Annotated in this window: 15 protein-coding genes and 1 pseudogene; 14 read left to right on the top strand and 2 right to left on the bottom strand. The window is 65.4% G+C overall.

Annotated elements, in window-relative coordinates; genetic code table 11:
• The first annotated feature begins 67 nt into the window (after positions 1-67).
• The 6 genes and pseudogenes from IWX64_RS01350 to IWX64_RS01330 all read left to right on the top strand — a co-directional run bounded on the left by IWX64_RS01350 (position 68) and on the right by IWX64_RS01330 (position 4046).
• Positions 68-888 (top strand): annotated as a pseudogene (locus IWX64_RS01350) (DUF4397 domain-containing protein).
• Between the two features lie 112 nt (positions 889-1000).
• Positions 1001-1687, top strand: coding sequence for a class F sortase (locus IWX64_RS01345; protein WP_334683067.1), 687 nt, complete (start codon positions 1001-1003; stop codon positions 1685-1687).
• Between the two features lie 86 nt (positions 1688-1773).
• On the top strand, positions 1774-2055 hold the full coding sequence (locus IWX64_RS16885; RefSeq protein ID WP_245345557.1) for an RNA polymerase sigma factor: 282 nt from the start codon (positions 1774-1776) through the stop codon (positions 2053-2055).
• Positions 1953-2303, top strand: coding sequence for a sigma factor-like helix-turn-helix DNA-binding protein (locus IWX64_RS16880; protein WP_334683066.1), 351 nt, complete (start codon positions 1953-1955; stop codon positions 2301-2303). The genes IWX64_RS16885 and IWX64_RS16880 overlap by 103 nt, the downstream gene beginning before the upstream one ends.
• 25 nt (positions 2304-2328) lie before the next feature.
• A complete protein-coding gene (locus tag IWX64_RS01335; RefSeq protein ID WP_196865347.1) occupies positions 2329-3132 on the top strand; it encodes an anti-sigma factor domain-containing protein in 804 nt (267 codons plus the stop codon).
• A gap of 134 nt (positions 3133-3266) precedes the next feature.
• Positions 3267-4046, top strand: coding sequence for an enoyl-CoA hydratase/isomerase family protein (locus IWX64_RS01330; RefSeq protein ID WP_196865589.1), 780 nt, complete (start codon positions 3267-3269; stop codon positions 4044-4046).
• A 274-nt stretch (positions 4047-4320) separates the two neighbouring features.
• On the opposite strand, the gene IWX64_RS01325 is transcribed toward IWX64_RS01330, so the two are convergent.
• Positions 4321-4761, bottom strand: a complete 441-nt coding sequence (locus IWX64_RS01325) for an Lrp/AsnC family transcriptional regulator (RefSeq protein ID WP_196865346.1) — start codon at positions 4759-4761, stop codon at positions 4321-4323.
• A 219-nt stretch (positions 4762-4980) separates the two neighbouring features.
• On the opposite strand from IWX64_RS01325, the gene pdhA reads away from it, so the two are divergent.
• The 8 genes from pdhA (at position 4981) to IWX64_RS01285 (ending at position 12918) form a co-directional block, all read left to right on the top strand.
• Positions 4981-6144 (top strand): pyruvate dehydrogenase (acetyl-transferring) E1 component subunit alpha, encoded by a 1164-nt coding sequence (gene pdhA, locus IWX64_RS01320; protein ID WP_196865345.1) that lies wholly within the window; start codon positions 4981-4983, stop codon positions 6142-6144.
• Positions 6141-7253, top strand: a complete 1113-nt coding sequence (locus IWX64_RS01315; protein WP_281064514.1) for an alpha-ketoacid dehydrogenase subunit beta — start codon at positions 6141-6143, stop codon at positions 7251-7253. Before pdhA ends, IWX64_RS01315 begins: the two co-directional genes overlap by 4 nt.
• Positions 7250-8764 (top strand): dihydrolipoamide acetyltransferase family protein, encoded by a 1515-nt coding sequence (locus IWX64_RS01310; protein WP_334683062.1) that lies wholly within the window; start codon positions 7250-7252, stop codon positions 8762-8764. The genes IWX64_RS01315 and IWX64_RS01310 overlap by 4 nt, the downstream gene beginning before the upstream one ends.
• A complete protein-coding gene (locus IWX64_RS01305; RefSeq protein ID WP_245345558.1) occupies positions 8751-9614 on the top strand; it encodes an endonuclease/exonuclease/phosphatase family protein in 864 nt (287 codons plus the stop codon). Before IWX64_RS01310 ends, IWX64_RS01305 begins: the two co-directional genes overlap by 14 nt.
• 46 nt (positions 9615-9660) lie before the next feature.
• A complete protein-coding gene (locus IWX64_RS01300) occupies positions 9661-10524 on the top strand; it encodes an MBL fold metallo-hydrolase (protein ID WP_196865343.1) in 864 nt (287 codons plus the stop codon).
• A gap of 159 nt (positions 10525-10683) precedes the next feature.
• Positions 10684-11142, top strand: a complete 459-nt coding sequence (locus tag IWX64_RS01295; protein ID WP_196865342.1) for a cupredoxin domain-containing protein — start codon at positions 10684-10686, stop codon at positions 11140-11142.
• Entirely contained in the window at positions 11139-11570 is a 432-nt protein-coding gene (locus IWX64_RS01290; protein WP_196865341.1) for a hypothetical protein, read from the top strand. Before IWX64_RS01295 ends, IWX64_RS01290 begins: the two co-directional genes overlap by 4 nt.
• Positions 11571-11682: 112 nt before the next feature.
• Positions 11683-12918 (top strand): MFS transporter, encoded by a 1236-nt coding sequence (locus IWX64_RS01285; protein ID WP_334683061.1) that lies wholly within the window; start codon positions 11683-11685, stop codon positions 12916-12918.
• Positions 12919-12985: 67 nt separating this feature from the next.
• Here IWX64_RS01285 and IWX64_RS01280 read toward each other — a convergent pair whose 3' ends face one another.
• Entirely contained in the window at positions 12986-13897 is a 912-nt protein-coding gene (locus tag IWX64_RS01280) for a phosphatase PAP2 family protein (protein ID WP_334683059.1), read from the bottom strand.
• Between the last annotated feature and the right edge of the window lie 12 nt (positions 13898-13909).

Below are 13909 nucleotides of genomic sequence, written 5' to 3'. Positions count from 1 at the left end.
GCCACCGACGGTAGTACCGGTGTAAGCATCAGCTGGAGGCCCTCTGGGCCCGAGTGAGGAGCAAGAAATGCGAAAGAGTCTTTACGCAGTAGGAGCAGTAGCAGTTCTCGGCGCTGCGTCCGTCGCAGCACCGGCTGTAGCCACCGAAACCGGTGACACGGCCTCATTGTCAGTCCTTCACGCTGTCCCCGACCTGACGGTCGACGTCTACGTCAACGGTGACCTGACCCTCGACGACTTCACCCCCGGAGAGCTGGCTGGACCCCTCGAACTTCCAGCTGGGGATTACGAACTGGCAGTGACGGCGTCCGACGCCGCTGACGCCAGCGAACCTGTGATCGGCCCTGTCGCAGTGACGTTGGCAGCGGGGGGCAACTACACCGCCACCGCCAACCTCGATGCTGAGGGTGCCCCCACAGCTAACTTCTACACGAACGACGTTTCGGCTGTGGAAGCCGGCCAGCCCCGGCTCACCGTCCGCCACACCGCCGCTGCGCCAGCGGTCGACGTCCTCGCCGGCGATGCCGCGGTGGTGGAGAACCTCAGCAATCCCGACGAGGCAACCCTGACCACCGTCCCGGCACCATTTCCGCCTCCGTGGCGGCCACCGGGACCACCGACCCCGTGATCGGCCCGGCAGACCTGACCCTCGGTGAAGGCACCGCGACCATTGTTTACGCCTGGGGAAGCCTCGAGGACGGCAATCTCGCCCTCGCCACCCAGGTGATCGAGGGACTGCACTCCGACCCTGCGGCGGTCCCCGGCGCACAGGCCGGTCCAGCGCAGGACAATACCGCAGCCATCCTCGGAGCGGGATCCCTCGGCCTCGTGCTCCTGTCGGGAGCAGCTGTCGCCGCCCGGGTGCGTACCGCCCGCGCCGGCAAGTAAACCAGTGTGGGCAGGGTGGGGGCTCCCTCTCGCTCCTTACCCTGCCCGCCTGTCCACCTCTCCCTCACGAAAGCCCCAGCTCTTGCCGCACAAGTCCCTCCGCCTCACTACAATGGTTCTCGCCACGTCATGTGGACTATTCGCTGGTGGATGCGCCAACCCCGCAGGCCAAGCCGAACCCGCGACCACCGTCGAACGGTCGACACCTCTGGCGACCATCGAGGCGAGCGATCGCCCGGAGAGCGAAACCAGTGGGCCGGCACTGCCGGAAACGAAGGCTCCGGCCACTCCTGAAGCAGACGTCGACACCGCTGGTGTCGACATCCGCCCTGCCACCGGAGCCCTGGCGGAAGCCTTGCCCCGTCCTGTTTCGCTTGATATTGCGGGCACCGACATCACCGTCGATGTCATCGACGTAGGCATCGCGAGTGACAACGAAATGGAAATTCCCGACAGCTTCTACGAGGCGGGGTGGTACCGGTACGGCCCCGTGCCGGGTGCCGACGCGGGGAACGCTGTTCTCGCCGCGCACATAGACATCGGGACGGAAATGATGCCGTTCACCCAGCTGAAAGACGTGCCGATGGGCACGATCATCACCGTCGGACGCGAGAACGCTGAGCCAGTCCAGTACCAGGTCACCGACGTCAGGCATGTACCGAAGGCAACCCTCGATACTTCGCAGATCTTCCAGCGGGACGGCGAGCACCAGCTGATGATCCTCACCTGCGGAGGGGACTGGCTAGCAGACAAAGATGATTATGAGGATAATGTTGTGCTGACGGCCTCCCCGCTCTGAACGGTCCGTGCACGAGCGACCGGCCAGTAGCGTGGATGCCATTTCAGAGGGCACCAGAGACGCGGCCGCGCCGTAAGGAGAGTAGTTTGACACCTCCAGGCCATGACTGGACACGGCAGCGCGATGTCGAATTTTCGGCGGGTGATGAACACGCGTTGGCTCTCGCCTACAAGAGTTTCTCCCCGCTGATCTTCACCGTAGCTCTCCGTTCGCTCGGTGACCGAGCGGCGGCGTCCGATGTTACCCAGGAAGTGTTTGTCAGGGCGTGGCGGTTCCGCTCCGGGTACAGCCCGGAGGCGGGGAGCCTGCCCGCGTGGTTGCTCGGTATCAGCCGCAATGTGGTGTCCGATGCGCAGGGTGCTCGCTAGAAGAGCGAGAAAATTGTGCAGCGGGCCCACACCGTGGGAGAGCACCGGGTGAGCGAACAGGGTGCGGACGAGATCGAGAGTCGGCCAATCGGGAGGTGCTCGATTCCGAACTCTCGCTGTTGGGTGAACCCCAGCAATCAATCCTTCGGCGCGCCTTCTACGAAGACTTAACACATCAACAAATATCTTCACGGCTGGATCTGCCCCTCGGAACCGTCAAGAGCCATATTCGCCGAAGCCTCACCTAACTACGCAGCCGATTGGAGACCTGGAATGCAGCACCTTGACCCGGGAACCATCAGTATGGCTGCCCTCGACGAACCCCTGGACGCAGCGGCGCAGGGTCACCTGAACCGCTGTGATACCTGCGCCGGCGAGGTGCTGGAGTTGAACAGTGTGGTCCTCGCCGCCCGGGGGGATGTGATCGGAGCCCCGCTGGAATCGCCGGACGCACAGGTGTGGGCCGCGATCCACCAGGAACTGGGCCTGCAGTCTTCCCTCCTCCCTGACCCGCTCAGCAATACCCCGCAGCCCAGCACGACAGTGCCCGGACACCCAATCACCGAAACCACCGCGGCCGATCCTGCGGAGCCCGATACGACCGTGGTGGCCCTCAAGCCGCGGGCCGGACGGCGGACGTTCACCTCACGATTTCTGGTCGCCGCAGTGACCGTCGGAGTCCTCACCGGTGCGGCAGCGGTCTGGGCAGCGCAGCAGTTGGGCGCGGAATCCGCCCCCGCCGTGGTGGCGCAGAGTGAACTGGATCCTTTGGAAGGCTTCACCGCGCAGGGCAGCGCCACCGTCTACGCCGATGACGACGGCGCCGGCACGCTGGAAATCACCGTGACCGACGACCTGGTTGCTGGCTACCAGGAGGTGTGGCTGATCGCGCCGGACCTGCAGCAGATGTACAGCCTCGGGGTGGTCGGGGCCGGTACCAGCTCCTTCACCATCCCGGACAGCGTTGACCTGGCGGCTTTCCCCATCGTGGACGTCTCGGATGAACCGCTCGACGGCGATCCGGTGCATTCAGGCGTCAGCGTGCTCCGCGGCACCCTGTCCGCCTCGGCAAGCTAGGGACCCACCAGGCCCGAACCGGCGGGTGGATGCCCTTCTGGGCGGGTTTCCCGGTGTGGGCGCAGCGTCCCGGCAGGACGCTGCGCGTGCGGTCCCCGCTAGGCTGGAATCCACCCGACCGGAAGGCCCCGACCATGATCGACCTGACCTATCAGAACAATGTCGCCGAGATAGTGCTCAATGCCCCTGCAAAACTGAACTCCCTGGACGAAGCAGGCATTGCCGAGCTGTCACGTGCCTACGACGAGGCGGCGTCCAAGGCAGCCACCGGAGCTGTCCGGGCACTGGTCCTGCGCGGGGAGGGGAGGGCGTTCTGCGCCGGTCGCGACATCTCGGGGGTGGAACCGGCAACGGACGACGCCGTCGCCTACCTGGACGGCCTCGTCACACCCCTGCTCCGGAAAATGGCGGACTTCCCGGCGCCCACGTTCGCAGCGGCACACGGGGCGTGCCTAGGCGTCGGACTGGGACTGCTGGTCGCGACGGATGTGGTCTATGTCGCCGACACGGCGAAACTGGGATCTCCTTTCGCCAATCTCGGGGCGACCCTCGATTCCGGAGGGCACTGGCTGTTCACCGAGCGGCTGGGCGCCCACCGCACCCTCGACCTGATCTACACAGCCGAGCTGATGACTGGCGCCGACGCCGTCGCTGCTGGCCTGTTCAGCAGGGTGATGCCGGCGGAGGAACTCCTACCGCGCACCCGAGAGACGGCGCAGCGGGTGGCCTCGGGCGCCACCGGGGCGTTCCGCGCGTCGAAAGCTCTGGTGGCAAGCATCCGCGACCGTAGGCTCGGCCTCTGGGATTCGATCAACGAGGAAAACACCGCCCAGGGGGTCCTGTGCAGCAGCGAGGACTATGCCGAGGGTTTCACGGCCTTCCAGGAGAAGCGCAAGCCGGTTTTCAAAGGCTGAGGACCGTGCTCAGGTATCCGTGCCAGTAGTCTCAGCCGAGCCCGTCCGGCGTCTAACGGATTCAATTGTTTATAACTTTTGGGAGAACATTGCCGATGAAAGCCTAGTTTCAAAGTATTTTACCTAGGCAATGACTTTTACTGGTGGTGTGGCCAAGGGGCGGTTCCGCAGCGTCTCATGGGGGAGGGTGACATTCAGAACGGGATGTCACCACCAGTCAGGATCGCCCCTTGGTCACACCAGTTCACCTGAGGTCCCGCAGCCGCCCCGTAGATCACCGAGTGTCAATGTCCTCGAAAACCAGGAAGGTCTGCGTATCCATCACTCCGGGCATGGACTGGAGTTGATCGAAAATGACGCGTCGGAGGCCCACGTTATCTTCGGCCCGCACTAACAGGATGACGTCGAAGTCTCCGCCGACCAGGGCAATGTGATGGATCTCGGGAACCAGTCTGAGTTGTTCGCGGAGTTCCCGCCACGCGTGCTGCTGCACCTTCAGGGTGACGTAGGCAGAGGACCGAAGACCGGCTTTGATGGGGTCAATGAGGGCCGTGAATTTGGTCAGAACACCTGATTCGGTGAGGCGGGCAATACGGGAGTAGGCGTGTGCACGGGAAATGTGGACATTCTCCGCAACCGCGGTAACGGACAGCCTCCCATCCCTGGTGAGCTCGGCAAGAATACGCCGGTCCACTTCGTCCAAGGGCTGGTCCATTATTTGTCCACACCTTCCTACGTAACGCAGCTCACAATAGCAATTCGTCCACAATATTATGCCTCTAGCGAGTAGAAGTCCAGAGATGTGCCGGTTGGTAGATACGAATAGCTACCCCAGACCATAATTGGACTACACAGCATCCAGTGCCCGGAATCTTCTGGGCCCCTCGGATCAGGAGAACAACCGCTCTACCGGGGCGGTGCGACGGAGGCGGACATGACCATTTCGACCGGTACCAACAGGGCACCCGGCACCGCAAAGACATCGGAGCAGCCGGAATCGGCTGAAGCAGCCATGCTTCCCTCGGCGACACCGGTGCAACTGGTGGACCCCAACGGAACCCACACCCCGCACGCGGACTATCCGCTGCCGGACGGCGGGAGCCTCCTGGCCGCGTATCGCAAGCTCGTGGTCGGACGGCGGATCAATGATCAGGCGAACGCCCTGGTGCGGCAGGGCCGGATGGCCGTCTACCCCTCCTCCCATGGCCAGGAAGCTTGCCAGGTGGCTGCCGCCGTCGTCCTTGATCGCCAGGACTGGCTGTTCCCCACGTACCGGGACACCGTCGCAGTCATCACCCGGGGGGTAGACCCGATGGAGGTGCTGACGCTCCTGCGCGGCGACTGGCATTCGGGGTATGACCCACTGGAACACAAGGTAGCCACCCAGGCCACCCCGCTGGCCACTCAGCTGCTCCACGCTGTTGGGGTGGCCCACGCGGCGAAGCTCAAAGGCGAAGACACCGTGGTACTGGCCCTCTGCGGCGATGGTGCCACCAGCGAAGGGGACTTCCATGAGGCACTGAATTTCGCCGCAGTATTCCACGTCCCGGTGGTCTTCCTCATCCAGAACAATGAGTACGCCATATCGGTCCCGCTGAAGTCGCAGACCGTCGCACCGTCGCTCGCCCACAAGGCGATCGGGTACGGAATGCCGGGCGAGCGGGTGGACGGCAACGATCTCGCCGCCCTCCTCTCCGTCCTCGGGAAGGCAGTGACACGGGCACGCGACGGTGGCGGACCGACGCTGGTCGAGGCCCATACGTACCGGATGCAGGCCCACACCAATGCCGACGATCCGTCGCGCTACCGCTCCCAGGACGATGTGGAAAAGTGGATTCCCAAGGACCCGCTCAGCCGCATGCGTACCTATCTGCGGGAACTGGCAGTACTTGACGACGACGGCGAGGCCCGCATTGCCGCGGCCGCCGAGGAGATGGCTGCGAGCCTAAGGAACGGCCTGAATACTGACCCAGTGGTGAACCCCGAGGACCTGTTCAACTTCGTCTTCACCGAAAAGACCAGCCAGCTGCGCGAACAGGCGGATCTCCTGCGCGGGGAACTCAGCCGCGAAGAGTCCTCCGAGGAAGTGACACCATGACCGATACAACCGAACGGGTGATCGACGCTGCGGCGGAGCTGCCCGACGCGCCGCAGGCTGGAGAGCTGAACGAGCCGGGGCAGGCCGAGGCGCGCATCGCCGGGCCAGTCACTTTCGCCAAGGCCCTGAACGCAGCACTGGCCGATGCCATGGAAGCCGACAGTTCGGTTGTCATGTTCGGTGAAGACGTCGGCGCACTGGGGGGCGTGTTCAGGATTACCGACGGGCTCACCGCACGGTTCGGCACCAGCCGCTGCTTCGACACTCCGCTCGCGGAGGCGGGGATCATGGGGATGGCAGTCGGGATGGCGATGAACGGGATCCGGCCCGTGGTCGAGATGCAGTTCGACGCGTTCGCCTACCCGGCCTTCGAGCAGGTGGTCAGCCACGTCGCCAAGATGCCGAACCGCACCAAGGGCAAGGTCAAACTGCCGATCGTCATCCGCATCCCCTACGCTGGCGGCATCGGCGGGGTCGAGCACCACTGTGACTCCTCTGAGTCCTACTACGCCCACACCCCTGGTCTGACAGTCCTTGCGCCGGCAACGGTCAGGGACGCCTACACCATGTTGCGCGAGGCGATCAGCTACCCGGATCCGGTGGTCTTCCTGGAACCGAAAAAGCTGTACTGGTCCAAGGAAGTGCTGGACCTGGCGGAACTGAGAGAAACCTTCGAAGCCAGCACCGCGGCGCCGAGCATCGGCCGGGCCGTAGTGGCCCGCGCCGGCACTGATGCGACCCTGGTCGCGTATGGGCCGTCGGTACCCACCGCGATGGCCGCCGCTGCCGCAGCGGCTGAGGAGGGCCGGTCGCTCGAGGTGATCGATGTGCGGTCGATCGTCCCGTTCGATGACGAAACAGTCTGTGCGAGTGTGCGCAAGACGGGACGGGCTGTGGTGATCGCTGAAGCGCCCGGGTTCGCGTCCGTCGCGTCCGAGATCGTGGCCCGCATCCAGGAGCGCTGCTTCCATTCGCTGGCGGCGCCTGTGCGCCGGGTGACCGGATTCGACGTGCCGTATCCGTCACCGAAGCTGGAACACTTCTTCCTGCCCAGCGTTGACCGTATCCTTGACACCGTCGACGAACTGCAGTGGGAGGATCAGGCGTGAGCGCTACAACTGCCAGCGCACCGGCGCCGGCCACCGGGCTGCAGGTCTTTAATCTCCCCGACCTGGGCGAGGGCCTGACCGAGGCGGAACTGGTGAACTGGCTGGTCGCCGAGGGCGACGTCGTCGTGGTGGACCAGGCCATCGCAGAGGTGGAAACCGCGAAGTCCGTCGTGGAGGTGCCGTCGCCGTTCGCGGGGGTGGTCGAGAAACTCCACGGCAGCGCGGGCGAGACAATCGACGTCGGGAAGCCGCTCATCTCAGTCCGCCCCGCGGACCAGGCCGGAGTCACGTCGCCGACGGCGGCCGAGGAGATCTACCGGGAAGAAGAGCGTGCGGGGATCACCCCGCCCCAGGACCGCGAACCCATGGCCGCACCTGCGCCCCACGAGGGGTCCGGAAATGTCCTGATCGGCTACGGCACCCCCGGCGGGCTCGCCTCCGGGAGGCGGCGACGTCCCAAGCATCAGGGTGCGGCCGCAAACCCGCAGCAGGTCGCCGTCACCCCCAACGCCGCCGCCAATGAGGCGTCCACTCGCCAGGCACCCCTGTTTATCTCCCCGCTGGTCCGCAAACTCGCGCGGGATGCGGGCCTGCGGGCAGTCGACCTCACCGGTTCGGGCCCCGACGGCATGGTCCTGCGCCGGGACGTGGAGTTGCACCTCGGCCGGTCCGCCGCCCAGCCGCCGTCCGACGGCGAAGCCACCGCGGCTGTTTCCGCGCCCGCCGTTCCGGCAACCGACGTTCCGGCAACCGCAGCTCCGGGCGTTCCCTCCGCGGAATCCTCGACCGATCGCAAATCCGGCCTGGGCATCTCCACCCGCACGCCCGTGAAGGGAGTGCGGAAGACGGTCGCCGACAACATGTCGCGCAGCCGGCGCGAAATACCCGAGGCAACGGTCTGGGTGGACGTCGACGCCACGGCACTGATGGACCTGCGCGCTTCGCTCAAAAGCACCGATCCGGACGGCACTCCCGGTCTGTTGGCCTTCGTAGCGCGGTTCGTGACGGCCGGGCTGGCGAAGTACCCGGAGTTGAACACCAGGATCATCACCGACGAGGGAGGGAGCCAGGAAATCCTCGGGTTTGATGGGGTGAACCTCGGGATTGCAGCCCAGACCCCTCGCGGGCTGATGGTGCCCTGTGTGCAGCGGGCCGATGCCCTGAGCGCGCGCGGGCTGGACACCGAGATCCGGCGGCTTACCGCCGTCGTCAGGGAAGGAAAGGCGACCCCCGCCGAACTGACCTCGGGCACCTTCACCCTGAACAACTACGGCGTGTTTGGTGTGGACGGCAGCGCCGCGATCATCAATCACCCGGAGGCCGCGATCCTGGGCATCGGGCGGATCATCGACCGCCCGTGGGTGGTCGGCGGCGAGCTGGCCGTCCGGAAGATCACCGAACTCACCCTGACCTTCGACCACCGGGTGTGCGACGGCGGGGTGGCCGGTGGCTTCCTTCGGTATGTTGCGGATGCGATTGAGAATCCAGGCACAGTGCTTGCGGACCTCTGAAGCTCACCGTCGGGCGGCGACCACACCGCTGATCGGTCCGGTGGCGGCCCCTGAATACCATGTGATGACCTTCAATATCCGACGGTCAATGCCGCATTTGCTGCCCGGGCATCGTGACTCCTGGGCTGTCCGCTCGCCACTGGTGACACGCCTGCTCCGGGATGAGCAGCCAACCCTGCTCGGTGTGCAGGAGGCTCTCCCCACCCAGCTGGATGCAGTCCAGTCAGGGCTGGGGTCCGCCTACACGGGGATCGGTCACGGGCGGAACGCCGACGGAATGGGTGAACAGTGCCCGCTGTTCTACGACCGGACCAGGCTTTCCCTGCTGGAGTGGGAGCAGTTGGCGCTCTCAAACACGCCGAACGTTCCCGGGTCCACCTCGTGGGGCAACCGGATCCCCCGGATCGCGGTCCGCGCCGTGTTCAGCGACGTCGGTTCCGGGCAGGAGTTCACGGTCATCAACACACACCTTGACCATCTTTCGAAGCGTTCCCGCCTCTATTCAGCCGATACCCTGCGTCACCTGGTGCAGGACACAAAACGGCCGGGGATCGTGACGGGCGATTTCAACGTCGATGCACCCTCCGGTGCCTACGACGTTCTCACCCAGGGTGGCCGGTTGGTGGACACCTGGAGAGCGGCGAACCGTCAGCTCACCGAGCAGTGGGGCACGTTTCCCCACTATGGGAAACCGCAGCGGGGCACTAAACGCATCGACTGGATCCTTGCCACCCCCGACTTCAGCGTGCAGCGAGCAGGAATCAATGTCACCCGGTACGGTGGTGCGTGGCCGTCCGATCACGCGCCGGTGCAGGCAGTCCTGATACCCGGTGGCCGCACCGGCTCGTAAATGCCCGCACGAGGTACTGCGCAGCGACAGCAGTTGAGAGGAATCCATGTCCGACACGCATGAAGTTGATCCAGACTCCCGATGGCGGAGCGTGGGTCCCCAGACGTGGATCCTGCGGGATGCTGGCTACGGAATCAACCCCGGGCTGGTGATTGGTACGGAGCGTGCCCTGGTCATCGATACTGGCGCTGGTCCCGGCCAGGCGGTTCGCATCCTCGACGCTGTCCGCGAGCTGACGGACCTCCCGGTGACCGCCGTCAACACCCACTCGCACTTCGACCATGTGTTCGGCAACGCCTATTTTGCGGCCCACGGTGTCGAAGACATCTGGGCAACGGTGCGGTGTGCCGAGGACCTCGCCCAGACGGGTGATCAACAGCGGGGGCTTGTGGCCGACCTTGAGCCGGACATGGCCAACGACGCCGGCCCGCACACGGCCATTCATCCGGCCAACCGGTTGGTGGAGGGCAGCCCCGTGGACCTGGATCTGGGCGGAATCTCCGTGACCCTGTTCCATCTGGGGCGTGGCCACACTGACAACGATCTACTCGTGGGTGCTGGCAATGTGCTGTTCACGGGCGATCTGGTCGAAGAGGGAGCGGACCCTGGATTCGAGGACTCCTATCCGGCGGACTGGATTCGCACGCTAGGAAAGATCGCGGCGCTGGAAGACCTCTATGAGGTGTTTGTCCCGGGCCACGGCAATCCGGTGGGGGTGGAGTTTGTCACCGCCCAGCTGTACAAGATGAGAACCGCTGTCCGGGTCACCAAGGTGGCCATGGACGAGGCATCGGTGGACATGACGAAGGCAATCCCCATCCTGCCCTACGGTCCCGAACAGTCCCGGGCCCTGCTGATCCGGCTGCGGACCCTCGCGCACTGGAAGTGGCACAAGACCGCCACCCCCTGATCCTGGCTGGTCCCTGTCCGCCCACTGGGTTCACCCTCAGGCAGCCGGAGGACAATCCGCAGGCCCGGCTGTGACGAAGACCATATGACACTATGATCCACAAACCAGCCGGGACCCGGGTTCATCCGCGTTCCGACTGCAATTCTTCGGAGGACAGCCATGAAAATCCGTCAGAGCATCACAGGAATAATGTTGACCGCAGCATTGGTCGGGCTTGTCGGCTGTGGGACCGCTGAGGACTCGGGGAGCACCGAGACGGAGGGGCCGAGCGCACCTCCGGTAGCCACCAGCACCCCGGCCGCCTCCAGTCCAGCTGCCGCGCCGGCCGAGACCACCGAGTCAGCTGAGGCCCCGGCCGAGGCGGCCGAAGAAGTGGTCATCACCATCACAGACTTTGAGTTCGAAGTTTCCGGACCGGTCGCTCCGGGCGCCGAAGTGACTGTCATCAACAATGATGCAGTCGGCCACACTGTCACCTCGGATGAGGAAGGCGTGTTCGACACGCCCGTCGGGCCGACCGAAACTGTCACCTTCACGGCTCCCGAGGACGCCGGCGAGTACTCCTTCTTCTGCATGCCGCACCCGGCCATGATTAGCACACTGGTCGTCGAAGGGTGAGCAACCGGGTACTCCCACGCAACCGCCCGGTGCTGGTCGGTCTTCGCGTAGCCATCGCCATCGGACTGGCGATCGATGCCTTCGTCCATGTGCAGCTCGCCGCCAACTATCAGATCGCGTATCCAGGTGGGATGGGCGGTGGCACGCTGTTCTGGCTACAGGCGGCCGCAGCGGTGCTGGCGGCTTTCTACGTCCTCCTCCGAGGCAGCAGGTTGTCCTACCTCATTGCCGCGGTAGTGGCTTTATCAGCATTCGTGGCCGTGGTGGTGTCGGCGTACGTACAGCTTCCCGCCATCGGTCCCATTCCCGCGATGTATGAGCCGATCTGGTTCTTCGAAAAAACCCTGAGCGCGGTCGCTGAGGGCTTAGCTGGAATCCTCGCCCTCGTGGCGTTCTTCCTCCTGGGGCGGAGTACCCGGGAGGGCTAGGCCTGCGCTGGCACTCCAGCGCTGGCCCTGCCATGCTGGCACCCTTCCGATGGTTGCTGTCCTGGCAGTCACCGGTGCCGGGGACCAGCGAGCCGGTGACTACAGTAGAACCGTGCCGGCCGAATCGTTCAACCTGAAATCGATCGCCGTCGGCGCGTATGGTCCATCCCTCCTCTACGGAGTGGCGACGGGTGCCATCCTGCCGGTCATCGCGCTGTCGGCGCGCAGTCTGGGAGCCGACATTGCCACCGCTGCCCTAGTAATCACGCTGACCGGTATCGGTTCGCTGGTCACCAACGTCCCCGCCACGTTGATAGCTACCCGGTTCGGCGAAAGGTGGTCGCTGGTGGGTGCATCACTCTGGTGTTCGGCCGCGATGGTGCTGGGGCTGCTGGCCCCGAACCTCGCCGTGTTCGCGGCAGCCATTTTCATGGTCGGAATGGCCGGCGCAGTGTTTGGCCTGGCGCGCCAGAGCTACCTCACGGAAGTGGTTCCCCTCCATTTCCGGGCGCGTGCCCTCTCCACCCTGGGCGGCGTGACACGGATCGGGGTGTTCCTTGGTCCGTTTGCGGCAGCCCTGGCGATGAGCTCTGGCGGTCTCGCGGGCGCCTACTGGGTGGGGGCTGGGGCGGCACTCCTGGCCGCGGTGCTGAGCAGCAGAGTCCCGGAACTGGCTGCACCCGGTCGGCTGGCAACGGCTGGGTCCGCAGGGATCGAAGGGATGGCGGGCCAACCACAGCCCGCGCCGACCGTCCGGTCAATCCTGCGTTCTCATCGCCGGGTCTTCGCCACCGTGGGCCTTGGTGTCCTGCTGATCGCTGCGATCCGGGCCACCCGGCAGGCAGTGCTCCCACTCTTGGCCCAGGACATTGGGTTAGACGTCACCACGACGGCCCTGATCTACGGATTGTCGGGGGGCATCGACATGCTGATCTTCTACCCCGCTGGGAAACTGATGGACGTCAAGGGACGCCGCTGGGTCGCCGTGCCCTGCATGTTGATCATGGGGGTCGCCCTGATCCTGCTCCCGTTCACGGCTGACGCCGTCGGGCTGCTGTTGGTGGCGCTGCTCATCGGGTTCGGCAACGGAATAGGGTCCGGCATTGTCATGACCCTCGGTGCCGATTTCTCCCCGAACCCCGGCCGCCCGCAGTTCCTGGGGATCTGGCGGCTGCTCAGCGACATCGGCACCACGACCGGTCCCGGTATCCTCGCGGGGGTGACCGCCGTCGCGACCCTGTCGGCGGGTATCTGGGCCACCGGCGGTCTCGGTGTGCTCGCTGCTGTGGTCCTCTGGTTCTGGATACCGCCGCACCGGCCGACAGCACTCGCGAGGAACGAACGGTGATGACCCCGGCACAGCTGAACGGGGGACTCGGTGGCAGAACCTCTGAGGAGGCGGGCCGTGGTCCGGCTCAGGCTTGGCGTCGTCGTGCCTGGTGGCCGAACAGGCAGCCGGCAGCGGCGCTGAGCGTGAATCCGACCCCCACAATCATCGACAGCCCCGACCAGAAGAAGAGGGGAATGCTCGCTGTCCCCGGGACCGGGGCGGGGCCAATCATCTGCACGTACAGGTAGAGAATCACGCCGAGGGCGAGGCCCGCCACCCCTGCCGCCCAGCAGAAGGTCAGCCACAGTTTCGACGCCGCCCAGTGCCCTCCGAACCCGTCCCAGACGTTCCAGTCGTTGCCGAACCGCATGGTCAGCAGTCCTCCCAGAAGGGTCCACACGCCGACTACCAGGAAGGCGGCGACCACGTCCGCCGGCCGATGCCAGAGGTTGAGGAAGGTCGCAGCGCCCGCAGCCACCGCGTAGGTGCCCCCGGCCGCAGCAGCCAACGGCCGCCACCGCGGGGTGACCACGAGGAAGATGGCGGCGGCAGCTGACGCGGCGAGGGTGGTGTGCCCGGAGGGAAGCGAGTTGAAATCGAGGGTTGGCACGCCACGGTCCGGGCGGTCCAGCAGGAAATTCTTCAGGAGCTGGGTGGTCAGATTGGCTCCGGCGATTGTCCCCAGCGCGATCACTGCGGCCGGCCACCGGCCCCGGCGCAGGGTGACGAAGAGGATCACCCCGGCCGCAATCAGGACCGACAGCGCGGGCAAGCTATCCAGGAACCGCAGGAAGGGTTGCTGCGAGTCGGGTGCGGCGAAACCCGCCTCCCGCCAGGCGGATTCATCGGCGAACTGCCCGGTACTGGTGCGGACAAACGCCCAGTAGGTCCAGCCCAGTGCCACGGCGCACAGGAGCGAACCCAGCAGGAATAAGGCTGGGTTGCGCGCGGCGGGAGGTCGCCGCGTGCACGGGTTCGTGGATTGCCTGGAGCTCACCCTGCAAGACTT

This window comes from Arthrobacter sp. CAN_A212 (assembly GCF_015752345.1).
In the GTDB taxonomy this organism is placed as follows: domain Bacteria; phylum Actinomycetota; class Actinomycetes; order Actinomycetales; family Micrococcaceae; genus Arthrobacter_D.
The sequence above is the reverse complement of the archived record's forward strand: the minus strand, read 5'-3'. Positions and strand labels throughout refer to the sequence as shown.